A 26,032-nucleotide genomic window follows, 5' to 3' on the forward strand; every position below is an offset into this window, starting at 1 on the left:
AAACTTTTTTAGTTATTGTTCAGAAGATTAAGATAATGGACAATCTGTTTTTTAAGTTCTGCGATGCCTTTGCTGCTATCCAGCTCAATCATCAAATCATAAAGATCATTATCAAGCCCGGCCTTTCCTACTTTAAACTCGGCGCGTGATAGTTGTCCCAGGTAATCAATGGCAAAAGGTTGCTCTTGTACCAATACAATCAGCAAGTGAAAGGGCTTTTGCACAAAGTCTTCAATGGCTTCCTTTTTAATGGCGTAAAAAAAGCTGAAATCGCTTCGGCAGGTATAGGTAAAGGTGCTGTCGCCAATGTAATCGTCATCACGTTTACTCTTGTTGATAAAGCCCAGCGCCTGTGTATTAATACCCTTTTCTTTCAGTTCACGGATAAGGTTTTTCACCTCCTGCTGATTTTTAGCATCGGTGGCATCGAAGAGGATACCTGCGGTTTGTGCCGTTTTAAAATTATGCAGATGCTTGGTGCGCGGCGCTTTCTTCAAATATTTCTTTAGCTTGTAGATGGCCGCTTTCTCTCTTATATTATCGATGAATGTGCTCATTTTTCTAATAACTTATTGGTTAATCATTGCCTTAAACTGCTCCTCGGAGATGATGCTTACATTTAGCTTTTCGGCTTTGGCCAGTTTGCTGGGGCCTATTTTATCACCGGCCACTAAATAGTTGGTTTTTGAGGATACACCACTTAGGTTTTTACCACCATTCTTCTCAATGAGTCCTTTCAGTTCATCGCGCGAAAAACTGGTAAAGCTGCCACTCACAACAAAAGATAGGCCTTCCAGAAGGGTGGAGTGCTGTGCCTGCTCTTCTTCTGACAGCTGAAACTGTAGCCCTATATTTTTCAGTTTGGCAATCAGCTCACGGTTTTTATCCAGTTTAAAATAGTTGACTACACTATGGGCGATGCGTTCGCCTATTTCATCTACTTCAACCAATTGTTCAAGGTCGGCATTCATCAGTGTATCAATATTTTTAAAGGAGGCAGCCAGCTTTTTGGCCACTGTTTCGCCCACATAACGGATGCCCAGGGCAAAGAGAACGCGGGCAAATTCTACCTTTTTAGAAGCATCCAGGCCGGCCAGTATGTTATTGGCCGATTTCTCCCCCATGCGCTCCAAACCCGACAGTTGCATGGGATGCAAGGCATACAGATCGGCTACATCATTAACAAAACCATGTTTGTATAATAAGTCAATGGTTTCAATGCCCAGTCCATCAATGTTCATGGCTCTGCGCGATATGAAATGTTCGATACGGCCTTTCACCTGTGGCGCACAATGCTCAATGTTGGGGCAGTAATGAGCCGCTTCACCTTCTACACGCACCAGTGTTGTTCCACATTCGGGACAAGCTTTGGTGAAAGTAATCTTGGGGGCATTGGGTTGGCGCACAGCAGTATCCACACCCACAATTTTGGGAATAATTTCGCCGCCCTTTTCCACATAAACCATGTCTTCCTGATGTAAGTCCAGACTATGGATAATATCGGCATTGTGTAGCGAGGCACGCTGAACAGTGGTACCCGCCAGTAAAACCGGCTCCAGATTGGCTACCGGGGTGACTGCCCCGGTGCGTCCCACCTGAAAGCTAACTGAGGTGAGGCGGGTATAGCCCTGTTCGGCTTTAAACTTATAGGAGATGGCCCAACGCGGCGATTTGGCTGTGAAGCCCAGGCGGCGCTGCTGATCCAGGTTATTCACCTTTAGTACAATGCCATCAATATCGTATGGCAGATCTTTACGAGCCACATCCCAGTGATTTATAAACTCAAAAACGGCTTCTATGCTGCGGCATACTTTTATGTGAGGTGGTATTTTAAAGCCCCATGTACGTGCCTGTTCCAGGTTATCGGCGTGACGGTTGGTCGGTAACTGATCGCCCAGCATATAATACAGAAAACAATCAAGCGGACGCCGTGCCACCAATGAACTGTTTTGTATCTTTAAGGATCCGGCGGCGGCATTGCGAGGGTTGGCAAAGGGCGCCTCACCGTTTTTGCTGCGTTCCTCATTCAGGCGTTGAAAGCCGGCATGGGGCAGAAATATTTCGCCTCTTATTTCAAATTTAGCCGGATAATCGCCTTTAAGTTGCAAGGGCACGCTTCTGATGGTTTTCACATTGGTGGTTACATCATCGCCCTGCACACCATCGCCCCTTGTTACTGCTCGCACTAGTTGTCCGTTTTCGTAGCTGAGGCCAATGGCGGTGCCATCGTACTTAAGCTCACACACAATTTCAAAGTCTTCGCCCGGCAGCTGTTTCTCAATGCGGGTATAGAAATCTTTTATTTCGCCTTCATTGTAAGTATTGCCCAGCGACAGCATGGGATAGGCATGTTTAACCTGTGTGAATTCTTTGTTAATATCGCTTCCCACACGCTGGCTCGGACTGTTGGCATCCATGAACTCGGGATGTGCTTTCTCCAGCTCAATGAGCTCGTACATCATCCGGTCAAATTCATAATCCGATATAAGTGGCTCATTCAGCACATAGTATTGATGGTTGTGATGATGAAGCGCTTCCCGCAGCGCCTTTATTTTATTTCCGATATCCGGCATTTCTTCTGCTCTTTTGTAAGGTTTTCAAACAAAAATACAATAATATTTTATTCGCCTGCGGGCGCAGCATGTTATTCTTCTGCCTTTTTACTTCTGCCTTAGTGCTATCTTTTTATCTTTGCGCCGCTTTAATACTAACATTATGATTTCGGTAGATGGATTAACGGTAGAGTTTGGTGCTACCACACTATTTAAAAATATTTCCTTCGTTATCAACGAAAAGGACCGCATTGCCCTAATGGGAAAGAACGGAGCCGGTAAATCAACCCTGCTAAAGATACTGGCAGGTGAGCGGGAGGCCAATAAGGGTCAGGTGGCCGTGCCGCGCGATAAGGTGGTTGCCTACTTACCGCAGCACTTGATGACAGAAGACTCGCGCACTGTTTTTGAAGAGGCTTCGCAGGCTTTTGCGCATATTTTTGCCATGGAGCGTGAGATGGCTCAGATCAATAAAGAGTTGGAAATGCGCACCGACTATGAGTCGGATTCTTATTACGAGCTGATTGAAAAGGTATCGACCCTGAGTGAGAAGTTCTACTCCATTGAAGAAACCAACTTCGATGCCGAGGTGGAGAAGGTGCTGTTGGGGCTTGGTTTTCTGCGGGAGGACTTACATCGCCCTACCAATGAATTTAGCGGAGGATGGCGCATGCGCATAGAGCTTGCTAAGATACTGCTAAAAAAACCGGATCTGATATTGCTGGATGAGCCCACTAACCACCTTGATATTGAGTCGATTCAGTGGTTGGAGGATTTTCTGATTCAGTGCGGCAAAGCCGTGATTGTGATCTCGCACGACCGTGCCTTTGTTGATCGTATCACTACCCGTACCATAGAGGTAACAATGGGGCGTATTTATGATTACAAGGTGAACTACTCGCAGTACCTGGTATTGCGACAGGAGCGACGTGAGCAGCAGCTGAAAGCTTACGAAGAACAGCAGAAGATGATTGCCGATAATGAGGCTTTTATCGAGCGTTTTAAGGGCACCTATTCGAAAACCTTGCAAGTGCAGAGTCGCGTAAAAATGCTGGAGAAGCTGGAGCGGGTAGAGGTGGATGAGGAAGATCGCTCAGCCTTAAGGTTGAAGTTTCCACCGGCACCCCGATCGGGTAACTATCCCCTCATCGCCACAGAAGTAAGCAAGCAGTATGATGAGCATCTGGTATTTGCCAATGCATCATTGACACTGGAAAGAGGGGAGAAGATAGCCTTTGTGGGGCGTAATGGAGAAGGTAAATCGACCCTGGTGAAGGCCATTATGGGAGAGATTGACTATGGCGGAGAACTACAACTGGGGCACAATACACGCATTGGCTATTTTGCGCAGAACCAGGCTTCACTGCTCGATGAGGACCTTACTGTATTTCAGACCATTGACGATATTGCCGTGGGTGATATACGCACTAAGATAAAAGATATGCTGGGTGCCTTTATGTTTGGTGGTGAAGACATTGATAAAAAGGTGCGTGTGCTGTCCGGCGGTGAAAAAACGCGCCTGGCAATGATAAAGCTATTGCTTGAGCCTGTGAACCTGCTGATTCTGGATGAGCCTACCAATCATTTGGATATGAAGACCAAGGATGTTTTGAAAGATGCGTTAAAAGCTTTTGACGGAACCCTCATTCTCGTATCGCACGACCGTGATTTCCTTGATGGATTGGTGGATAAGGTTTATGAATTTGGTAATAAACGAGTGAAGGAGCACTTGGGTGATATCCAAAGTTTCTTAGAGATGAAGAAGATGTTGCACCTGAATGAGCTGGAACGAAAAAACTAATAAGCGCATGATAGGGTTTAATAAAATATATCGAAGATAGAAAAAGGGCACCCGTTGGGGTGCCCTTTGACTTTGTGCGGTATCTTATTTCCGGGGTTCCAGCCCCAGTTCCTTGGCTGCAATTTCGCGCATTTCTACTTTGCGTACTTTACCCGTTACGGTGGTGGGGAATTCACTCACAAACTTCCAGTACTTGGGTATTTTGAAGGTAGCAATTTGTCCCTTGCAATAGTTAACCAATTTTTCTTCAGTTATGTTAGCACCTTCCTGGGGCATTATCCAGGCCATTACCTCTTCACCGTATCGATCCGACGGCACACCAATAACTTGTACGTCTTTAATGTCATCGTGCTGGTGCAGGTACTCTTCGATTTCGAAGGGTGATATATTTTCGCCACCACGAATGATCAGGTCTTTGATGCGGCCTACGATGCGCACATAGCCGTCATCATCCATCTCGGCGAGGTCACCGGTGTGCATCCATCGTCCTTCGTCAATTACCGAGGTGGTAGCTTCCGGGTTATTCCAGTATTTGAGCATCACCGAATAGCCACGGGTGCAGAATTCCCCACGCTGGCCGCGGGGCACGATACAGCCTGTTTCCGGATCAATAATCTTTATCTCAAGATGCGGATGTACTTTTCCTACGGTGGCACAACGACGGTATTCGTTATCATCCACAAAGGTTTGTGTGCTTACCGGCGAAGTCTCGGTCATGCCATAGCAGATGCCTACTTCCTTCATATTCATCTTCTCGCGCACCGCCCGCATGGTTGACTCGGGACAGGTAGCACCTGCCATAATGCCTGTGCGCAGGCTCGAATAATCATAGTTATTAAAGCTTGGATCGTTCAAGGCGGCGATAAACATCAATGGTACGCCATACAGTGAAGTACATTTTTCGTCCTGCACGGTTTTTAACACAGTTTCAGGTACAAAAGCCTCACCGCTAAGTATCATGCACGATCCATGGGTGATGCAGGCCAGGTTAGCCAGTACCATACCAAAGCAATGATAAAGGGGCACGGGAATGCACACACGGTCACTGCTTGTGTATTTCAGTCGTTCCCCAATGAAATAGCCATTGTTAAGGATGTTGTGATGCGATAAAGTAGCACCTTTGGGAAAACCGGTGGTGCCTGAAGTATATTGAATGTTAATGGGATCGTCGAACTGAAGGCTTTGCTCTCGTTCTGCAAGTTGTTCAGAACTAATTTTCTGCCCAGCCTGGAGTAGAGATTTCCAGTCGTGCTCCATGATAACGATGTGCTTTAATCGAATGCAGGCCGCGCGCACCTCGCCCAGGATATCCACATAATTGGTTTTGCGAAAACCTTTGGACATGATGAGCAGGCTGATTTCGGAGTGGCGCAAGGCATATTTAAGTTCGGCGGCTTTATAAGCCGGGTTCACATTTACCAGGATGGCACCCACGCGCGCCGTGGCAAACTGCACCAGCACCCACTCATAGCGGTTAGGAGACCAGATACCGACACGGTCGCCTTTTTTGACACCATAGGCCAGGAGCCCCTTGGCTACCTCTTCAATCTGTGCCCAGAATTCCTTGTAAGTAGCGCGGTAGTTTTGGTAAGGAACCACAAGGGCCTCTGCGTCGGGGTATTGTTGGCTTGTTCTTCTTAATTGCTCAGGAATGGTAATACCCAATAAAGGCGTATCCGATATTCCATTGTCGTACGATAATAGTTTACTCACAATGCCTGTTTTTAATTATTTTGCCTTTTATATTTAGTTTCATTTTGAAACTAGATCAAAGACACAAATATAAATTAATAATATTAAACGGCAGCTTTATGAAAAGCTAAAAGTGATTAGCGGATTTTTAATTCAATTTGTAATGAACTCTAAATCTGAATGTAAATGCAGCTGTAGGCTCAAGTGTCAGCCTGCATTTTATTGCGGGTTGTGAATTTTAAAAAGTAGAACCATTATTTGATCCTGCTCAATATATAGCTTTAGGCTCACAACGGCGTATTTGTACCAAATAGTAATAGAATTAATACTTGTTTAAGCTAGTCGGCCTTATTTACAACAAAGCGAAAGGTAAAGGGCTTTATGATGTGGAAGTTTGTTAGTTTTAAGTCCGAAATAGTAGCTTTTTATTATTTTCGCCTGGCAAGAGCGTTTTCATTGACGCTATTTGCAACTGTTTCAGCTGCAAGTTTGTGATTAGAATACTAGAAAGACGTATTGATAAACAGGAGATTAAGTGTATGAAGGAAAAATGTATGTCGCGTAAGGATTTTTTAAAAAGTTCGGTTGTTATGGCCACGGGTTTGTCTTTAGCCCCTAATATGATGGCTAAGCAGACTAATAAACCGCCTATTGATGCGGGTTATTCGTCAGGAGCTAAGCAGCTATTTAAAAATGTAAGGCTCGAAACGGGCTTTGAATATGAGGGTGATGAGGTGGTGGCCACCCAAACCGCTTTGTTCTGTGTAGAAATAAGCGATGGGCAGATAACAAAGGTTACCTCCAACAATCCGTCGGCAAAGGCCACGGATGCGCAAGGTAAGCTGATGTTGCCTGCCTTTAAGGATATGCACATCCATTTGGATAAAACCTTTTATGGTGGATCATGGCGTGCTGTGCGCAAGCGTCAGGGGGTGTTAAAGGCATGATTGCCCTGGAACAGGAAATTTTGCCTGAGATGCTTAAAACTTCAACAGAGCGTGCCGAGCGTTTAATTGAGTTGTTACAGTCCTGTGGTACTCATTTTGCCCGCAGCCAGGTTAATGTTGAGCCTACCTCTAAATTGAAGTCACTTACCAATCTGCAAAAGGCTCTGGCCAATAAAAAGGATGGCTTTGGCGCTGAACTTGTGGCCTTTCCGCAGCATGGCATTTATTACACCGATTCGGCAGCCTTAATGAAAGAGGCTGCCCAAATGGATATTGATTACATTGGTGGTGTCGATCCATACTCACTGGATGGCTCGATTGAAAAAACCATGGATTTTACCGTTCAGTTAGCATTAGATTATAACAAAGGTCTGGACATTCATTTGCACGAAACCGGGCCTTCGGCTGTAAAAACCATCGAATACCTGCTTAATAAAGTAGAGGAGAACCCGGTTTTGAAAGGCAAAACTTACTTAAGTCACTGTTTCGTTTTGGGGCGACTTGATGCCAGGGAGCAAGATGCGATGGCGGAGAAACTCAGTGCTGCCCAGGTAGGTGTTATTTCAACGGTTCCGTTTGGAAACCTGATTATGCCGATACCAACCTTATATAAGTATGGAGTAAAAGTAGGCACGGGTAACGACAGTATTATCGATCATTGGAATACATGGGGCAGTGGCAGTGTCCTTGAAAAGGCAAAACTGATGGCACAATTGTATGGGTATGGGACAGAGTTTGGCTTGTCGCGTTGTTTAAAGCTGGCCACCTTTGGGCTTACCCCGTTAGATGATAAGGGTCGGCAGCAGTGGCCAAAAGCAGGTGACGAGGCCAGTGTTGTATTTGTGGAAGCCAGCTGTTCGGCTGAAGCCGTATCGCGTCTGTCGCCTGTGAAATCGCTGATGCATAAAGGGAAAATTGTTTTTTAAATACTTTAACTGCGAATAATTTAAGTAGCATGCGATATAGGTATCTATTAGCCATTATTATTCGCTTTTTTCTTATGCATTAATATAAAGGTAAAAAAGCCCGACAACCTTGTCGGGCTTTGCTGTATTTAACATTGAGCCTGTGCTTAATGTGTTCCAAATACATTGCTGAGTTTTACTCCGCCATAGATACTACGCGGACTTGTGGGTCCGTACACGTATGCGGGGTCGCGGTTAATTCCCGAATCAAAGTCATCCTGGTAGGAGTTGAAGATATTTTTTACTCCTGCAAACACCTTGAAGGGCAATCCGCCTACTTTTAGGTCATACTCTGCTTTTATGCCCAGGTCGAAGAAGGTGGGAGTGGTGCGTATAACTCCCGGGTCTTCATCACCGATGATGATTTGTGTTTCCCCGGGCTTCAGTTGTTCACCATAGTAGGCAATTTTCATTTTGCCGGTATAAGTAGCGTTGGCAATCAATGTTAGCTTTTGAGCCAGTTGGTAATCAACTGAGAAGAACCCATAGTCGTTGGGGGTACGTAGGAACTCGCTTTCCCCCAGTTCTACCACATCACCATATTGGCTCGATTGGGTAGTATAACCTGCACGCAGGTAAAATTTATTACCGGGTGAGGCGGTCAATTCAAGGTTCACTCCTTTTACTTTCGCGCCATTCTCGGCATTGCTGCGTACATAAGTAGTGATGCCCGTTGCTTCATTGTATTCGGGCGACTGGGCAAATGCATCATCCAGGGTTGTATAAAAACCTTCGGCTAAAAGACCAATATTCCAGGCTCCAAAACGACGGTTGAAGTCCAATGAAGTCATGTACGAATGGCTTGTTTCCTGCTTTAGATTGGGGTCGTTGGCATGCACTACTTTACGCGAGCCCGATGATTCGATGTGTAGATCCTCATCAAACACCTGCGGTGCGCGGTATCCCTGCGAATAGCTTACGCGCCACTGTAACGAAGGGATGATATCCCAAAGCAGGTTAACACGCGGACTGAATACATTGCCGTCGTTGTTACCTTCCTTATGATCGAGGTCGCTTATGTTATAGCGATCGTAGCGGGCACCCACCGATGCTTTCACCGGTCCCAGTTGACGATCGTACTGCGCAAATACCCCATACACATCTTTTTTTTGGTCGGTGATAGTCGTGTTGGGTATGTGGTCAACCACAACTTCACCACTACCTGTGTCATAGCTATATTCAGGGTAACCCAGCTTCACATCTTCCATATCATCGTGTACCAGCTCGATGCCGCCCACAATGCTATTTTTACCAAAGTCAGACTTAAACTGTGTACCTATGTTGTAGGTGCGTCCATCGGTTTGTCCATAGTCTCGCAGGCTTTGCTCGGCACCGTAATAAGAGGCACGATCCACATTTTGAGTAGAACCATATACCGACCACATGCTGCCCGTGCCCACAAAGCGTTCGTAAGTGGCTGCCAGGGTCGTTATTTTATGATCCACCGCTTCGGAAATATCGGCTGCGTGGTTTGGGTAATCAAATTTATTGCCACCGCGTCGTTCCTCATTAACCCGCATAAAATCCAGCGTTATTTTATTACGATAGTTGATGCGATGATAGAGGCGGGCACCCAGTGTCAGGTTTTCAATGAGCGATGTTTCTGAAAAGCCGTCATCGTTGGCATCGTAAGGGTCTTTATCGCGATAAAATCCGTACAGTGCCAGACCCGTTTTTTTGTTATCACTCACAAGGGTAGTATTCATGTTCAGCGAGTAATCATTCTGTACCTTACCATCGGTGCCTGCACCCACTGCGTTGTATTGGGTCGTAATGTCATAGGCATTCACCATGGGATCTTTGGTAATCAGGTTAATGGTTCCGGCAACGGCGTTACTGCCATACAGGGCCGATCCACCGCCACGTACTACTTCAATGCGCTCGATCATGCTTGAAGGAATCAGCTCCAGGCCGTAAACACCAGCCAGGTTACTAAAAACAGCCCGGTTATTAATAAGTACCTGCGAGTGGGCGCCATCCAGGCCGTTCATGCGTACTTGCGTAAAGCCACAGTTCTGACAGTTATTTTCCAGGCGCAAGCCCGGTACATAATTTAATCCTTCGCCTATGGATACCGATTGCGTGTTTTCCAGCAGCTTAGGCGTTAGCGTGTTCACCACCGTAGAAGCCTCTTTTCGCTTGCGCTCGTTCCGGTCGGCCGTTACAACCACCTGCTCCAGTCCCAGTACATCTTCTTCCAGGTCGAAGTTAAGGTTAATAGGCTGGCCATTTTTAAAGCTAATGATTTTCTCCACAGGCTTGAAACCCATGGCCTGGGCTTTGACAATAAACTCTCCCTCGGGTATATAGTCCAGTTCAAACTGTCCTTCCATATCGGAAGCAACACCCAGTGTGGTATTTTTAATGGTGACCGTGGCAAAGGGCAGGGGTGTGCCTTCCGAAGTGATAGTACCCTTAAGGTTACATACGGGCTCGGGTGGTGGAGTGTGGGCATAGGTTAAACTTGTGATAAAGGCTGCGAACAGCAAGAGCATCTTTCCTAAATTATATTTCATTTGTTAAAAATTTATTTTATTGCATAATGAATGCTCGCCAGGCACAAAATTGCGCATAGCTTCAATACCTGTAATATCTTACAGATTAGTATTTAATATTTTCGTCGATGACGAATGTGATTGAAAGTATTGTATAATAGGTAGTTGCGGGCACCATGTGTAGGGTCGATAACACCCACGCACGGTTTCGAATACTATCAAATACAGAAAATGGTAATTTATGCAACGGGAGGTGCTCGGCCAGCCTTATTTTCGATGTGGCGGCTTACCGTATTCACGGGTGCTTCTAAGGCGACCTTTTTAAGGTAATTCAGGGGAACATCAGGAATTAATCCGGGTATTTCTTCCGATGTTAAATTCTGTAGTTGTTGGTAAAAGGCGTAATCAGCTGTTGTGTGTGAATGACCATCGCTCCCGGGGTGGGCGTGACTGTATACCTTTCCTTCAAAACTGTGGGTGTGATAAAATAATGCATAGCTTGCTATTTGAATGGCAAACTGCATCACCAGCATCAGTGCAAGGCTATATAAGCCCTTGGAGTATTTTGTATGCTTAATTATCACAATGCAAAAATGAAAAAATTCTTTAATCCCGCAAATACCTACTTATGGGGATTTTTGTCATATTTGCGGAGGTTTACCGTTGGGTAACTTAAAATAATTGGACAGGCTTAAACAAAAATGAATCTGGAATCTATAGACTAGCGGAAGCAGTTTTGACAGGTTTCATTTTTTTAATGCTGCATTAGAGTAAATGCGTACCAAATAGCAATATAATGGTGCGCAATTGTTGATTAATGAAAAAATATTATTAGATCTATACGATGAAGTACAAAATGATTATGACAGTTGGGAGCGCTCTTTTTTTCGCGTTGTCAGCATTTGCACAAACAGGACTGGTAAAAGGACGCGTAGTTGATGCAGAAAACAAAGACGAGATTCCCTTTGCCAGTATTGCATTAATGGAAGACGGAGAAATAGTAAGCGGTACGGTAAGCGATGGTAGCGGTGCTTTTAAACTAGATAATATATCCGTAGGTAACTATTCTCTATCCATTTCTTTTCTGGGTTACGAGTCCCAGGAAATTAAGGACATTACCCTATCAAACACCAATAAAGTTGTTGATCTTAAAAGCATTTCGCTCAGGGCAGCTTCGCTAAATATCGAAGGCGTTGAGGTAATGGCCATGGCGCACACTGTAAAAACAAAGATTGACCGTAAAACCTACCGGGCTGAGGATTTTGCAACCGCACAAGGCGGAACAGCCGTGGATGTTTTGGACAAACTGCCGGCTGTTTCTGTCGATGGAGAAGGTAGCGTATCGGTGCGGGGCACAAGCGATTTTTTAGTTTACATCAATGGTAAACCAACGCAGACAAGTGCGAGCGATGTGCTCAATCAATTGCCGGCAGGCCATATTAAGAATGTGGAAATTATTACAGTGCCGGGCGCCCGTTATGACGCGCAGGGTAAGGGTGGTATCATTAATATCACAACACAAAAAGGGGCTACCGACGGCCTTTCGGTGGTAGCCAACGGCATGGCAGGCGGCACACCATGGACGAATAAGGAAGATGTGTACAGTCATCAGAAATTGAATAATAATCGCTACAATGGCGGCGTGAACCTGATGTATAATAAAGATAAATTATCGCTTAGTGCAGCCCTTAATATGCAGTCGCGCAACAACAAAGGGATTGGTATTATTGATCCTTACATCTATCAGCACCCCGAAGAGTCGGTTAGTGGCTATCCGGGTAGCTACTATGTGCTTGATGGTGAGGGTTCGCGCCCAAAATGGTACACCAACATGATGGCCAGCTTTGGGCTTAAGTATCAGCTTAGCGAAAAAGCAGACCTAGGCGCAAGTTACCAATACTCGAAACGCACCAGTGGCCGTACGGCCAACTATGTTTACGATGCTTATTTTGCGGATACGCCTTCCGGGGCTCCCATTGATGGTACCTTACAGGAAATATATAATCCCAATGATATTCATCGCGATGCTTGGTTTAGTAACTTTAGTGTAGATTATCGTCAAACGATCAATGAGCAATCGCAATGGAGTACCTCCTTTATCTATGAAACCTCCAACCTGGAGCAAACCATCGATAATAAAGAATTTCAGTACGATGGAGAACGATATTATTACAGCGATGAACCGGATTTTCATTCTTTTCAGAGTGACGAAACACCTTTGCAGGCCTACCGTTTTGTGTTGGATTACCAATACAAGCTGGATAATGGAAATACGCTGAGTGCCGGAGTGCAGCCGCAGTGGATACGCTTGGATGGCGAATTTGCCTACGATACCATCGTGGGTAACGCCTATTGGGGCGATCCAAGCATCGAAAGTTACGACAATGGCATTGATCTGAAGCGTGATGTTTATTCGGCCTATGCCGATTTTCGTGGAACAAGTGGTAAGCTCAATTATATTGTGGGTTTGCGTGCCGAATATATGAATCAGCTGATGAATGTGAACAGTACTGAGTATTTTGAATATGTTTACGGTTACTTTAGCGAAATTGGTGCCGGTCGTGATTTTCAGCAGACCGATTTTAGGCAGCGTAAGTTTGACCTTTTTCCAACCCTGCACGCTCAGTATGAGCTGAATGACTTAAACAGCCTGTCGCTGGCAGCCAGCCGACGCATAAACCGCCCACCGGCCAAGGATATGGCGCCATTCTTATACCGTCGTCATCAGGAGATTTACGAAATGGGAGATCCTTTGCTGGAGCCCGAATATACACTCAATGCCGAACTGAACTATACCCGCAGATTGGGAAAGAACAACCTGACTGTTACCGGATTTTACCGGGGTGTAGATAATGCGATCTATCGGGTCAATAGGGTTGCTTACGACATGGGTAATCCAGGGGGAGTGCTCTTGCGCAGCTATACTAACGCTGGCAATCAGACCGCCTTGGGTGCTGAGCTGGGTTTGAATGTAGACCTGCTGAAGAAAGTAAAATTGTTCGTTGGAGGTTCCCTCTATGATTTTCAAGTGAGCGCCGATGATGAATTACTAGGCGAAAGCCGGGATAGCCGAAGCACTAACTGGAATTTAAAGACCAATGCATCGTGGATGATAACGACTCCGTTAAAGCTAACGGTCGATTATGCCATTAAATCAGAATCTGTTACTCCGCAAGGTGAAAGCCTGCAATTCGAGACTTTGAATGCGGCGCTGAATTATAAACCCGAAAAGCTAAAAGGATGGGGCTTTTCGGCCAAGGTGCTTGACGTATTGGGCACTAACCAGGCCGGTGGTTATACAGCAGCTTATGAGGGTGAGCAAATTCTGCTACGACGGGGCTATGTGTACGATTACGAAGGACAAATTGTTGAGGTCGGGGTAAGCTATTCTTTTAATAATAAAAAGCAGAAAGCACAACGTAAGCACCTGGGTGACGACTTTTTCTAAGGTATAAAAAAATGTGTGAGGCGATTCTTTTTTACATTTCTACACCTTTCGAATGGTCGTAAGTTCTTATCATTGCATTTTTTGTAAATTAGCAATCAGACATATTAAAACACAACATTGGATGAAGAGAATCGCACTGCATTGGAAAATTATTATTGGTTTGTTTTTAGGGGTAATCTGGGCTTTGCTGTCGGGTTTTTTTGGTTGGAGTGAGTTTACTATCAACTGGATTGCTCCCTGGGGGCGTATCTTTATTAACCTGCTCAAACTAATTGCTATTCCGCTGGTGCTATTCTCAATTATTGGCGGTATTGTGGGTTTAGGCGATCCCAAAAATCTGGGACGCATGGGTGTGCGCACCCTGCTGATGTACCTTTTAACAACTGTGGTGGCCGTATCGCTGGGTTTGGTCATTGTTAATGTTGTAAAGCCGGGCGTGTGGATGGATACCAACGTCCGCACCGAAAACCGGATTGCCTATGAGCTATGGGCCAAGCAAGAGGGCAAGACTATTCATGACAAAAAAAGGCTGCTCGCTGATCCGGCCAATAAAGGATTGATTGACATGGTGGCTGAACGCCGCGGTTACGATCAGGATGAGGCCATTCAATCGCGCCTTAAGCTGGCGAAAGATAAACGTGAAAGTCGACCCCTTACTTTTGTAGAAGATATGGTGCCAGGTAATGTTTTTAAGGCCATATCGGATAATGGAAGTATGCTTAAAGTTATTTTCTTCGCCCTGTTTTTTGGTGTTGGACTGTTGTTTGTGTCTGATGAAAAGTCGAGCCCCGTTATTCAGGTAATCAATGGCCTAAGCGAGGTGTTTCTGAAAATGGTGGATTTGATTATGCGGGGAGCCCCCTTTTTCGTATTTGCCCTTATGGCCGGTATAGTAACGGAAATGGCCGGTGATAGTCCCGCAAAAATATTTGAATTGTTCAAAGGTCTTACCTGGTATTCGCTAGCTGTTTTATTCGGGTTGTTACTAATGGCATTTGTGATCTATCCGTCCATCATGAAGTTTTTTGTAAAACGTCTTACCTATAAAGGCTTTTTAAAGGGCATCAGTCCGGCACAAATGTTAGCTTTCTCTACCAGTTCAAGTGCTGCTACCTTACCTGTTACCTTGGAGTGTGTTGAAGAGAACCTGGAGGTGGATCCCAAAGTATCGAGCTTTGTATTACCCATTGGTGCTACTGTCAATATGGATGGTACAAGTATGTATCAGGCTGTTGCTGTAGTTTTTTTGGCACAGATGCACATGATCGACCTGAGCTTCGGACAGCAACTTACCATTGTGCTAACCGCCACTCTGGCTAGTATTGGCTCGGCGGCTATCCCCAGTGCCGGTTTGGTGATGTTGATGATTGTACTGAGCTCAGTGGGACTTAACCCCGCGTGGATCGGTATCATCCTGCCGGTTGATCGCATCCTTGACATGGTGCGTACAGTAGTGAATGTTACGGGTGATGCTACAGTGAGTTGCGTGATCGATGAACTAAGTAATGACGCTGGGACCAAGTCTTAGTGACATAGGATGTTCGCATTGAAGTATTCGGTATTCAAACCTTACGGCCTTTTGACAGGTTGTAGGGTTTGAAATACAATCAGCTCGCAATAATATGGATTAATGGTGTAGTGTTGATCATTCTAAATGCAAACATTATGGGTGGTTGTATTGATAAAGAGTCTGATAAGGAATCATTGAAGAATAGTGGTGTACAGAGTAAGCCATAGGGATAGAAGTGCCCTATGAAGTGACCAGTCTTTTTCATTAGTACCGGTACTGATCAGTCTATCCGTATGTCGAAATATCGTGAAGACGGTCAGCATCCAATATTTTAATTGTTCGCCCTTCGCTTTCCACGATACCTTCTTTCCTGAAATCGGCTAGATTCTTTAGTACACTCTCCCGGGAGAAGCCAATTACACGCGCCATATCTTTTCGGGTTAACGGAATTTCAAATGAAGATCTACCATAGCTTTTTTCTAACTCACACAGTAAAAAAGCCAATGCCCCTGCAGAATTCTTCTCTGTTAGATTCATATGCCAGTTCAAGAATCTCTCGTTGACCATGGAGATGTATTGAATAAAAGACATTGAAAAGCCTGAATTATTTGTAAGTAATTTGGAAAATACCCTATAGTTGAGAACCAGCACTTCACAATCGGTTAATGCAAGGGCTGAGAATCGATAATACTTAGTAGAATACACACAATTAACCCCTATAATTTCACCTGCAAAAAGCAGTATAAGCGATTGTTTTTCACGTCCCTCGTCAAGTATCAATTCAACGGTTCCTTCTTTTAGTAAAAATAAATCATGGACTGATGCTCCCTTTTTTACCACCCCCTCTCCAGCTTTGAAATACAAATTTCTTGCACTTCCAAACAATTCATCCTTCTCCTCATCAAGAAGTTTGTTGATGCAAGTATTACCCGTTGTGTGTATAATGTCCATAAGAGAATTTTTAGAGAAGGTGTAAAATTACACCCTTACTTATTTTGTATTACATAGCAACGCCGATCATCAGCATCATACAAAGCAATAGCTTTGCAATGTACAATTAAAAAATATTTCAAATGGAAGCAACGCAAGTATCAAACATTAATTTCAATGTGGAATCCACTGCCAAATCAAACTCACAATCAGAAATAAAAGTTCGCAATTTTAAAGTGTTGGTTGATGAACCGGCTCAATTAGGAGGCACAGATGAAGCCCCAAACCCTGTAGAATATATCTTATGCGGTTTAAGCGGATGTATGCATATTTTGGGCTATAAAGTAGCTCAAGAACTAAACATGGAGTTAACAAATTTGAAGATTAAAATTGAAGGTCAGCTGAATCCCATGAAATTATTTGGAATGCCGACTGAAGAGAGAGCGGGATATCAGAATATTACCATTCAGATAAGTCCTGAAACCAATGCCAATCAACAAACACTTGAGCAATGGAAAACCATAATGACAGAGCGCAGTCCCGTATTAGATAACCTGGTTCACCAAACTCCGGTAGAAGTAAAAATTGCGTAGTCCTTAAGGCCTTATAACAAAGAAGTGGGTTTAACTACCCACTTCTGTAATTTTGTTGCCGCCCGATTCAAGCACCTCTGAAGTTTCTACAGTTAATGTTTTATTAGTTAGTGGGGTGTTTGGGATTTGAGCGTGCATGGTACTGTCAATTTTTGCATGCTTTTCTGTTGCATGGTAATAATTAAGTGTATCGCTTGCTGTTAGGTTAACCTTGGTGCCGTCCGATAGTATAAGGATGGCCTGTCGTTTGCCAGGTTGTATGGTGTCGTTTTCTTTCTTTTGTTCAGTTTTTGCCATCATACCATGACTACTCAATAGTAATGGTAGCATGAGAAAAAAGATGCGACTTGAAGCAATAAGTGCTGGTGTTATTGCTTGCCTGGATTTTAAATTTGTAACTTTAGTCATTATAGCTGTTTGTGTCGTATTATTTCTGTGTTAAAAGAATCACAAATACATAGGCTTTGTGATATTCACACCCTAAAGACACACGATTTCCTCAAGGAGGTGACAGATTATTTGTTATTAATTGTTAAAGAGGTGCTAAAAAGCCCCATGATATTGTTGCTGCCTCTATTATTACGTTGTTTAACAGCTATATAGTTATTGTTGTTTTGTGCTTTCAAATAGTAAGGGGCTTTGTCTTTTTTTGAAAATGTGCACTGTGTTGCAAAAATGAAAACCCCTGGCCAATGAAGATTTCTATAGTTTTTTTATTTAAATGTTCTTTTCTGAAACCACCTTTCGTTAAAACTTAAGCCAATGCGAATGGTTTGGTATGTTTCTTTTACTAATCCAGCTTGCCGGGTGCCGCTTTTTTTGTATTCATAGGCTAGGTTGATGCGCGACCCGTCGGCCATGGGTAGGGTTATACCTGCTGTTAAGCCTTTAGAATCAATGTTTTTTTCTTGAATTGAAAGATATTCTTGGTTATAAAATGCACCAAGTCGATAATGAATACGTCTATAATAGGCACTATAATAGCGTGTTGGTTTATGTTGAATGCCTATGCTGCCTGCTAAAGTGTTGCGAGTTTTGCCATTAGACACTTTTAACTCGGATTTATCCCATAGATCGTATCTAAAATCTGTGGCCAGAGTCCAACCCTTTGAATTTGCATAGGAAACCCCGGCTTGGTAGGCGCATGGTATAAGAGCATTGTTTAATTGTTTTGTATTGGAACTTAGATCTGACGTATAATCGTTGTAAATAAGTTGTTTGTAATAGGTATCTAACTCTGTGGCTATGTTTGCAGTAGCACCCAGTGTCAGCGTGTTCTGACCGATAGTGTGTTGCCATTGAAAGCCGTATTGCAATAAGAAGGTTGCTATGTGGTAGTTTCGCTCGTTATAGGTTGTTTCGCCAATGATGCTGGGGTAATACGACACTTCAATAATGTCGCTTGAACCCCACAAATAGGATGCACTAATGCCAAGCGATAGGTTTTTAAAAAGTGCAAAACCATTGTGCCAGCTTATTTGCGATATTCCACCTTCTCCAAGGTATTGTGTTGGATAGGTTTGTGTGGTGCCTAATATGTATTTTTCACCATCTATTTTGTAGCCCACGCTGGAGTAAGGCGATAAGCTAAATCCCATACCCCAGTTTCTGCCTGCCCTGAATCCCATACTTAGCGATTCGATATTGGCATCGAAATTATTTTGTTGACTGGTGTTGCTTTGATACTTGGCAAAGCTGGTTTTACCTTGAATATTAAATAAAAAATGGGCGCTGTCGAGGGCGCTGTAAGAGGCTGCATTAATATTATTTAAGTAGCCGCTTGAACTCAGTGCTACGCCGGTGTGACCCATGCCGGCCAGTGTGGCATCGGCTTTTGATTCAATCAGGCCAATGCCAAAGCGTGAATAGCTAGAGGAGGTGTTGTTTTGTCCAAAAGAGTGGATGGCTATTAGTATTAATAGAAATGTAAGTAATCGCTTGTTCATTGATGATTTATTAGAATTATTAATTGTCAGATTTTGTATGATTGCTGACAAGGTGCTTGATCAAATAAGGTGTTCACCTTATCATTTATGGCTGATTGCTCATCAGTTCAACGCAGAATGTCTGCCTACAGGTGTATTGTTGAATTCTACTCTGTGTCGTAATAATAGTAATATAATAGTAGCTTGGATTGATGAAGCGGAGAAGATTGTCCGTTAATGGCCAGCCAGTTGAAAGAACAGCCCATGTTGTCGTCGGGTAACGTAATAACAAGGCCCAGGTCTGTATCTACCACCGCTTCATTCAGACGGTTAGACAAATAAGTACTTAAATTAAAAGCATAATAAGTATCCTCGTGATACATGGGATCCATTACGAGGGAGCTACTTAGTATATTGCCATTGGTATCGCTCAAATAGCCCCATATTTCGTTCGCACGGTAAATTTCACCAGCATACACATGAGGAGGTAAGTCAGCTGCCTGCATGAGTTGCATATCGGGTTTCAGTCGCAGTTCGGCATTTACAATATACCCTTTACTTTTTAGCTCCAGCAGGTTATTCAAACATGGGAAATCTATCCGTATTTTGTATCCAATGCCGGCTTGTAATAAAGCACGGTGCTCACTTTCCTGTGCTTTTAATATGCTTTTACTGTTTTTAATTTGTTGAAAGGTGCCGGAAGGGCTAATGGTTCGTAGCTGATTAAATTGACTTTGTTGATCAGATAGCAGAAAATCATAGCTGACATTTTCTTGTTCCAAACCGGTAATGTGTGAATATAGTCGCATGTAGCAACTTGAATCGCTTACATTAAAACTTAGTACAGAGCGGGTTATGTTGGTGTCGCATTTGATAGTTAGTCCCTTAAATACTTCGCTAAATAAGCTGGTGCGGTCCACGTGATTTTCATACTTTGTTAAAAATTCGATCAGCTCATATGCAAACCCATCATTCAGGCGCATGGCCAAAGGTTCTTGTTTTTGCGGATAGGGTTGAAAACATTGTTGAGCCAGTGGGGTTGTATCATACTCAAAAGAGCTATAGTTATATAGGTTTCCATCTTCGTTGACAGCAATTTCTTCCAGCAGGCGATGAACCTGAAACTGTGCATCTGTACATGTATCGCCTACCCAATAGCTGTCGGGTTCAAGCATCACAACTAAACTATCAAAAATCTGATGATCTTGATTCCAGCTAAAATCAGTTGGGTAAGATATTGCAAAGTATGACTGAGCTGCTTGACCACCCAACAGGGGATGTTTGTAATAGCCAATCAAGGCTTTTTCTGTGCCTGATGTTGCGATAGAATCAGCCCTGATGGTGGATAGCTGCACAGTAACCGTATCGATTAAGGCTGTGTAAGTTGGAAAATTAATAAAATCGTCTCCCAGGTCAAGCGCTCCCCTTTGACAGGCCTGATTACCTATCAGCAGTACGAAAAAGGGCAGAAATCCTTTGTTAAATAATGATTTACGCATGTTTTAGAATATTAAATGTTGCGATTGGTCGGCAAATAAAACAGATGAAGGAGTCATCTTTAAATCTTATCAATAAGTGGCGATGGTAATTCAGCCAATCAGTTCTTCGCCTCAATAAACTGCACAATTGGGGGAGGATTTGGGGATAAAAGTCCTTTGGTTTAAATTTTAGATTCGCACGACGAGAAAATGGAGGCGTTAATCGAAATGATTTATTCGATTATAATAATGGGTTTAGATTTGGGCGAACTTAAAAACAAATAGCAATGAATAATACTAAGCATTTGAGTTTAGCTCAGTTTTTTTTTATTAGTTTAATGGTCATTTCTTGCAGTTCAAGCGATGATGAAGTTGATCTGTTGGGTAACTGGGTCGAAATGGGCTCGTTTGAAGGTGTACCACGCACTGATGCTGTGGCTTTTGTGATTGGGAATTATGCATACGTGGGTACAGGGTATGATGGTGTTGAGGATGAGCGTTTGAATGATTTCTGGCGTTACGATGCTGAAAGAGACTTCTGGACCCAGGTAGCTTCGTTTCCCGGAGCTGCCCGAAATGGTGCGGTGGCTTTTTGTGCCGGTGGTAAAGGATATGTATGTACGGGGTATGATGGTAAAAGTCGATTGAACGATACATGGGCTTATGATCCGGAGACCGACAGTTGGACACAAAAAGCTGATTTTCCGGCTTCGCCAAGGTATGGGGCAGTGGCTTTTACGTTAAATGACATTGGTTATGTGGGTACGGGTTACGATGGTAATATGCTCAAAGATTTTTGGGCTTACTCACCCAAAACAGATAGTTGGGAGCAGAAATTAAGCATTGGTGGTAAAAAACGGCGAGATGCCGTGGCTTTTGTCATTGATGATAAAGCCTATGTGTGCACCGGAACTGATAATGGGCAGTATTTGGATGATTTGTGGGTGTATGATGCTTTTGCCGATGACTGGACAGCGAAGCGGAATATTAGTAATGATAACGAGGATGAAAGTTATGATGATGAGTATCAGATGGTGGGACTCAATGGAGTCGCTTTTTCAATTGATGGGCTGGGCTACCTGAGCACCGGTGGACCGGGTGCTCCTGGTGCGCTTACCTGGGAGTATAACCCGGATAGTGACTTATGGGTGCAGCGCAGTAACTTAGAAGGGTCGCCGCGCTACTCAGCAGTTTCTTTTGTGGTTAATAACGAACCTTTTATAGCTACAGGTAATAGTGGCGGTTATTATTTTGATGATGTATGGACTTTCAAAGCCAACGAAGAACAGGACGATAATGATTAAGGCAGACATTTAATTATGAAACCGTATCGAACGAAGAAGTAGTTAAAATACTTACGGTCAGTTTATCAAAAGCGCTTGAGGGTAATGGGAATAAGATTTAAACCCACTGCTGTTCAACTTAATTTTAGCAGCTTTTATCACCAATGCTCCCTTATTGGCTATTGAAAAAATCCCGGTCTTTGCGTCCTTTTGCATAGATTGGGATTTTTTATTGCGGCTGCACAAGCAAAGCAAGCCTGGGGCAAACGCATTTAAGGATTCAGAAATACTATCGTTTTAATATGCTCCGGATGACTTCCAGAATTATTCAAATGAATCCACATACTTGATTTATAATTCAATAATCCTGAAAGGGTTAAATTTAATTAGCTCTGTACGAAGTGCAGAGGATATGATTCGACATATTATAAGAAGCTACAGCGTGGTTGAATTTTAAATGCGTCTGTTGTGAAAACAAGCCTTCTTGTGAACGTATTTGAAAATCTTTTCGCATCTTTATGCCCTATAAAAAACGTAAGTGAATCAGATTAACAAAATAGAGGCACAATACTTAAAGTTCATCGGGGTAACCTTGTTGATGGCAGCTGCCTGTATGCCTGATTCAACTGACGAAAAATCACGTTTTCTTGCTTGCGATGATGTTCGTGAAATTATACTCGAGCAGTTCAATAGTCTCTCGGCCGCTCACCGGCAAGAGGTAATCGATTGGGAAAATGCTATTAAAGAGGTTAGCGAGCTGCCTCAGCTGCACTGCGAAGTAGGCGAAGGTGCCGTATATCAGGTGCTTTCAACCAATCAAATCCTACCTACTTTTATAGTTGCCAATGCATTGTTGCGCAGGACACCTAACGTAGAAGCTTTAAGGGATGGGCAACAATATGGTTTTAATCCTGAACAAAGTAGTACTGCTTGCGAGCGTATCAGGCATTCACTAATTACACGTGCCGGTCCTTTGGCATAAATTAACATCTTTCGCCAGGTACTAAGCACACGAATGGATTCGTGCTGCAGCGAAACGATTGATCTAAGGATCCCATCATCTATTCTTTTAATAATCTGATAATTATAATATTATGGCATTGAGTGGTTTGATTTCCAAAATATTTGGAAACAAGTACGACAGAGATATGAAGGAGGTAGCTCCCTTCGTAGAGAAGATTAAAGCGGTTTATCCCGAGATAGAAAAGTTAACGCATAACGAGTTGCGTCAGCGATCGGCGGCCTTACGTGCACGCGTGCAGGAAGCTGTTAAGGCCGAGCAGGATAAGATTGTTGAGCTGAAAGCACAAACTGATTCTCCCGAACTATCGGTGGGTGATAAAGAAAAGATATACAAAGAGGTTGACCGGCTGGAGAAGGAGATTACCGAGAAGCTGGAGAAGGCCTTAACCGATGCTTTGCCCGAAGCTTTTGCAATTGTTAAGGACACAGCCCGTCGTTTCGCTCAAAACGAAACCATTGAGGTGGAAGCAACACAGTTCGACCGTGACTTATCAGCCACCAAAGATTTTGTGGAGATAGAAGGCGAGAATGCCCTTTATTACAATTCCTGGTCGGCCGGGGGTAATGAAATTACCTGGGACATGATTCACTACGATGTGCAGCTGATAGGTGGCGTGGTGCTTCATAGTGGTAAAATAGCCGAGATGGCCACCGGTGAAGGTAAAACGCTGGTAGCCACTCTGCCCGTATTCCTGAATGCATTAGCAGGCCGCGGTGTGCATGTGGTAACGGTAAACGACTACCTGGCCAAGCGTGACTCGGAGTGGATGGGTCCTTTGTATCAGTTCCATGGTTTGTCGGTTGATTGTATTGACAAGCATCGCCCCAACTCACCCGAGCGTCGTGCTGCTTATAAAGCTGATATTACTTTTGGTACCAACAATGAGTTTGGTTTTGATTACTTGCGTGATAACATGGCTATCTCGCCCGACGACCTGGTGCAGCGCCCTCATAACTACGCCATTGTCGATGAGGTGGATTCCGTATTGATTGATGATGCCCGTACGCCATTAATTATTTCCGGTCCGGTACCCAAGGGAGATGATCAGCTCTTTGGTGATTTGAAGCCCAAGATTGAGAAAATTGTTGAGGCGCAGCGTAAGTTGGTAACCGGCATCCTGGCCGAGGCCAAGCAAAAGATGAAGTCGGGTGATAAGAAAGAGCAGGAAGAAGGAGCCTTGCTGCTGCTGCGCGCCTTCAAAGGATTGCCTAAGAACAAGGCCATCATTAAATTTCTGAGTGAGGTGGGTGTGAAAGCCAGCATGCTGAAGACCGAGAACTTCTACATGCAGGAGAATAGCAAAAACATGCACATTGTTACCGATCCGCTGTACTTTGTTATTGATGAGAAGAATAACTCCATTGAGCTTACCGATAAAGGACTGGATCTGATTACCGGATCGGCCGAAGATCCCAATTTCTTTGTGCTGCCCGATGTGGGTTCTGAGATAGCCACACTGGAGAAAGAAAATATGCCCGAAGAGGAGCGCACCAAAAAGAAAGATGAAATCATTCAGAATTTCTCCATCAAGTCGGAGCGTGTGCATACGATTAATCAGCTGTTAAAGGCCTATACGCTTTTTGAGAAGGATGTGGAGTATGTGGTGATGGATAACAAGGTGAAGATTGTAGATGAGCAAACGGGACGTATCATGGAAGGTCGTCGTTACTCCGATGGTCTTCATCAGGCCATTGAAGCCAAAGAGCGTGTAACCGTTGAGGCTGCTACTCAAACCTATGCTACTATTACGCTGCAGAACTATTTCCGTATGTATAATAAGCTGTCGGGAATGACCGGTACGGCGGAGACAGAAGCAGGAGAGCTGTGGGATATCTACGAACTGGATGTGGTGGTGATTCCAACCAATCGCCCCATTCAGCGTAACGATATGGAGGACATTGTGTACAAAACCAAGCGTGAGAAGTACAATGCCGTTAGTGCCGAAATCATTCGCCTGGTAGAGCAGGGACGTCCCGTATTGGTGGGTACTACTTCGGTGGAGGTATCCGAGTTATTGAGTCGTACCCTGAAGATGCGCGGAATTAAGCACAATGTACTGAATGCGAAGCTGCACCAGCGCGAGGCCGAGATTGTGGCCGATGCAGGTACAGCAGGTGTTGTTACCATTGCTACCAACATGGCAGGTCGTGGTACCGACATTAAGTTGTCGCCCGAAGTGAAAGCCGCCGGCGGTTTGGCCATTATCGGTACCGAGCGCCACGAGTCGCGTCGTGTTGACCGTCAGTTACGGGGACGTGCAGGTCGTCAGGGTGATCCGGGTTCATCACAGTTCTTTGTATCGCTGGAAGATGATTTGATGCGTCTGTTTGGCTCCGATAAAATTGTGAAGTACATGGATCGTCTGGGACTCGAAGATGGTGAGATGATTCAGCATAGCATGATTACGAAATCTATTGAGCGTGCCCAGAAGAAGGTGGAAGAGAATAACTTTGGTATTCGTAAGCGCTTGCTTGAGTACGATGATGTGATGAATTCGCAGCGTGAGGTAATTTACACCAAACGTCGCCATGCTTTATATGGTGAGCGCATTCAGGTAGACATCTCCAATATGATGGCCGATACTTGTACTGATATTGTAGAGGAATATCAGGCAGCCGGCGATTTCGAAGGCTTTAAGCTGGAGCTGATACGTATTTTCTCAGCCCAATCACCTTTTACCGAGGAGGACTTTTTGAAGGGGCGTGCTGATGAGCTCTCAATACAATTATTTGAAAAAATGTGGGAGGCCTACAAGCGTAAAGGCGCCCTTATTGCCCAGCAGGCCAATCCGGTTATCAAGGATGTGTACGAGACCAAGTCCGAAATGTTTAAAAACATTGTGGTGCCCATCAGCGATGGACAGAAGGTGTATCAGATAACTACCAATCTGAAGAAAGCCTACGAGAGCGAGTCGAAAGAGCTGGTTCGTTCCTTTGAGAAGGCTGCCATGTTGGCAACCATTGATGATGCGTGGAAGGAACACCTGCGTGAGCTGGACGACTTGCGTCAGGCGGTACAAAATGCTACCTACGAGCAGAAGGATCCACTGTTGATTTATAAGTTTGAGTCCTTCAACCTGTTTAAGGCTATGGTGGGCGAAAACAATAAGGCCGTGGTATCCTTGCTGTCAAAGGGTCATATACCTATTCAGAATGCCGATGGTGTTCAGGAAGCCCAGGAACGCAAGCGTCAGGATTATAGTAAAATGCAGACGCGTAAAGATGAGTTTTCGCGCGGTGGAGGCGGCAGTAGTGCTCCGGGACAAGCGCCCAAGCAGGAGCGTATTGAGCCGGTGCGTGTTGAGAAGAAGGTGGGCCGTAACGAACCTTGTCCCTGTGGAAGCGGTAAGAAATACAAACAATGTCACGGTAAATAATAATTAGTGCTCG

18 protein-coding genes are annotated in these 26,032 nt (G+C 44.2%); 9 read left to right on the forward strand and 9 right to left on the reverse strand.

Annotated elements, in window-relative coordinates; translation table 11 throughout:
* Window positions 1-8: 8 nt before the first annotated feature.
* Both ACRD7A_RS05185 and ligA read right to left on the reverse strand, forming a co-directional pair.
* Window positions 9-557 carry a DUF6913 domain-containing protein gene (locus ACRD7A_RS05185; protein ID WP_430810069.1) on the reverse strand — a complete coding sequence of 183 codons (549 nt, stop codon included), beginning with the start codon at window positions 555-557 and terminating at the stop codon, window positions 9-11.
* Between the two features lie 12 nt (window positions 558-569).
* Complete coding sequence (ligA, locus tag ACRD7A_RS05190) at window positions 570-2,573, reverse strand: NAD-dependent DNA ligase LigA (RefSeq protein WP_430810070.1); 2,004 nt, start codon at window positions 2,571-2,573, stop codon at window positions 570-572.
* Between the two features lie 142 nt (window positions 2,574-2,715).
* Here ligA and ACRD7A_RS05195 point away from each other — a divergent pair, with 142 nt between their 5' ends.
* Entirely contained in the window at window positions 2,716-4,353 is a 1,638-nt protein-coding gene (locus tag ACRD7A_RS05195) for an ABC-F family ATP-binding cassette domain-containing protein (RefSeq protein WP_430810071.1), read from the forward strand.
* Between the two features lie 84 nt (window positions 4,354-4,437).
* On the opposite strand, the gene ACRD7A_RS05200 is transcribed toward ACRD7A_RS05195, so the two are convergent.
* Window positions 4,438-6,066 (reverse strand): AMP-binding protein, encoded by a 1,629-nt coding sequence (locus ACRD7A_RS05200; protein WP_430810072.1) that lies wholly within the window; start codon window positions 6,064-6,066, stop codon window positions 4,438-4,440.
* A 470-nt stretch (window positions 6,067-6,536) separates the two neighbouring features.
* On the opposite strand from ACRD7A_RS05200, the gene ACRD7A_RS05205 reads away from it, so the two are divergent.
* Both ACRD7A_RS05205 and ACRD7A_RS05210 read left to right on the forward strand, forming a co-directional pair.
* Window positions 6,537-6,992 (forward strand): amidohydrolase family protein, encoded by a 456-nt coding sequence (locus ACRD7A_RS05205; RefSeq protein ID WP_430817930.1) that lies wholly within the window; start codon window positions 6,537-6,539, stop codon window positions 6,990-6,992.
* Window positions 6,989-7,918 (forward strand): amidohydrolase family protein, encoded by a 930-nt coding sequence (locus tag ACRD7A_RS05210; RefSeq protein ID WP_430810074.1) that lies wholly within the window; start codon window positions 6,989-6,991, stop codon window positions 7,916-7,918. The genes ACRD7A_RS05205 and ACRD7A_RS05210 overlap by 4 nt, the downstream gene beginning before the upstream one ends.
* 146 nt (window positions 7,919-8,064) lie before the next feature.
* On the opposite strand, the gene ACRD7A_RS05215 is transcribed toward ACRD7A_RS05210, so the two are convergent.
* Both ACRD7A_RS05215 and ACRD7A_RS05220 read right to left on the reverse strand, forming a co-directional pair.
* Entirely contained in the window at window positions 8,065-10,473 is a 2,409-nt protein-coding gene (locus ACRD7A_RS05215; protein ID WP_430810075.1) for a TonB-dependent receptor, read from the reverse strand.
* A gap of 218 nt (window positions 10,474-10,691) precedes the next feature.
* Window positions 10,692-11,036, reverse strand: a complete 345-nt coding sequence (locus ACRD7A_RS05220; RefSeq protein WP_430810076.1) for a DUF8478 family putative metalloprotein — start codon at window positions 11,034-11,036, stop codon at window positions 10,692-10,694.
* A gap of 260 nt (window positions 11,037-11,296) precedes the next feature.
* Here ACRD7A_RS05220 and ACRD7A_RS05225 point away from each other — a divergent pair, with 260 nt between their 5' ends.
* Both ACRD7A_RS05225 and ACRD7A_RS05230 read left to right on the forward strand, forming a co-directional pair.
* Window positions 11,297-13,900: a TonB-dependent receptor gene (locus ACRD7A_RS05225; protein ID WP_430810077.1), complete on the forward strand. Its 2,604-nt coding sequence runs from the start codon at window positions 11,297-11,299 to the stop codon at window positions 13,898-13,900.
* A gap of 121 nt (window positions 13,901-14,021) precedes the next feature.
* Window positions 14,022-15,428: a dicarboxylate/amino acid:cation symporter gene (locus tag ACRD7A_RS05230; protein WP_430810078.1), complete on the forward strand. Its 1,407-nt coding sequence runs from the start codon at window positions 14,022-14,024 to the stop codon at window positions 15,426-15,428.
* Between the two features lie 267 nt (window positions 15,429-15,695).
* Here ACRD7A_RS05230 and ACRD7A_RS05235 read toward each other — a convergent pair whose 3' ends face one another.
* Entirely contained in the window at window positions 15,696-16,361 is a 666-nt protein-coding gene (locus ACRD7A_RS05235; protein ID WP_430810079.1) for a Crp/Fnr family transcriptional regulator, read from the reverse strand.
* Window positions 16,362-16,483: 122 nt separating this feature from the next.
* Here ACRD7A_RS05235 and ACRD7A_RS05240 point away from each other — a divergent pair, with 122 nt between their 5' ends.
* Entirely contained in the window at window positions 16,484-16,933 is a 450-nt protein-coding gene (locus tag ACRD7A_RS05240; protein WP_430810080.1) for an OsmC family protein, read from the forward strand.
* Window positions 16,934-16,963: 30 nt separating this feature from the next.
* On the opposite strand, the gene ACRD7A_RS05245 is transcribed toward ACRD7A_RS05240, so the two are convergent.
* The 3 genes from ACRD7A_RS05245 to ACRD7A_RS05255 form a co-directional block, all read right to left on the reverse strand.
* Window positions 16,964-17,263 (reverse strand): hypothetical protein, encoded by a 300-nt coding sequence (locus tag ACRD7A_RS05245; protein WP_430817931.1) that lies wholly within the window; start codon window positions 17,261-17,263, stop codon window positions 16,964-16,966.
* Window positions 17,264-17,646: 383 nt separating this feature from the next.
* Window positions 17,647-18,879 carry a BamG family beta-barrel-assembly machinery protein gene (gene bamG, locus ACRD7A_RS05250; RefSeq protein WP_430810082.1) on the reverse strand — a complete coding sequence of 411 codons (1,233 nt, stop codon included), beginning with the start codon at window positions 18,877-18,879 and terminating at the stop codon, window positions 17,647-17,649.
* A 146-nt stretch (window positions 18,880-19,025) separates the two neighbouring features.
* Entirely contained in the window at window positions 19,026-20,357 is a 1,332-nt protein-coding gene (locus ACRD7A_RS05255) for a DUF4270 family protein (protein ID WP_430810083.1), read from the reverse strand.
* A gap of 266 nt (window positions 20,358-20,623) precedes the next feature.
* On the opposite strand from ACRD7A_RS05255, the gene ACRD7A_RS05260 reads away from it, so the two are divergent.
* The 3 genes from ACRD7A_RS05260 (at window position 20,624) to secA (ending at window position 26,019) form a co-directional block, all read left to right on the forward strand.
* Window positions 20,624-21,640 carry a Kelch repeat-containing protein gene (locus ACRD7A_RS05260; RefSeq protein WP_430810084.1) on the forward strand — a complete coding sequence of 339 codons (1,017 nt, stop codon included), beginning with the start codon at window positions 20,624-20,626 and terminating at the stop codon, window positions 21,638-21,640.
* A 517-nt stretch (window positions 21,641-22,157) separates the two neighbouring features.
* Window positions 22,158-22,601 carry a hypothetical protein gene (locus ACRD7A_RS05265; protein ID WP_430810085.1) on the forward strand — a complete coding sequence of 148 codons (444 nt, stop codon included), beginning with the start codon at window positions 22,158-22,160 and terminating at the stop codon, window positions 22,599-22,601.
* A gap of 112 nt (window positions 22,602-22,713) precedes the next feature.
* A complete protein-coding gene (secA, locus tag ACRD7A_RS05270) occupies window positions 22,714-26,019 on the forward strand; it encodes a preprotein translocase subunit SecA (RefSeq protein WP_430810086.1) in 3,306 nt (1,101 codons plus the stop codon).
* Window positions 26,020-26,032: the final 13 nt, after the last annotated feature.

Source organism: Carboxylicivirga longa, from assembly GCF_050589825.1.
GTDB lineage: Bacteria > Bacteroidota > Bacteroidia > Bacteroidales > Marinilabiliaceae > Carboxylicivirga > Carboxylicivirga longa.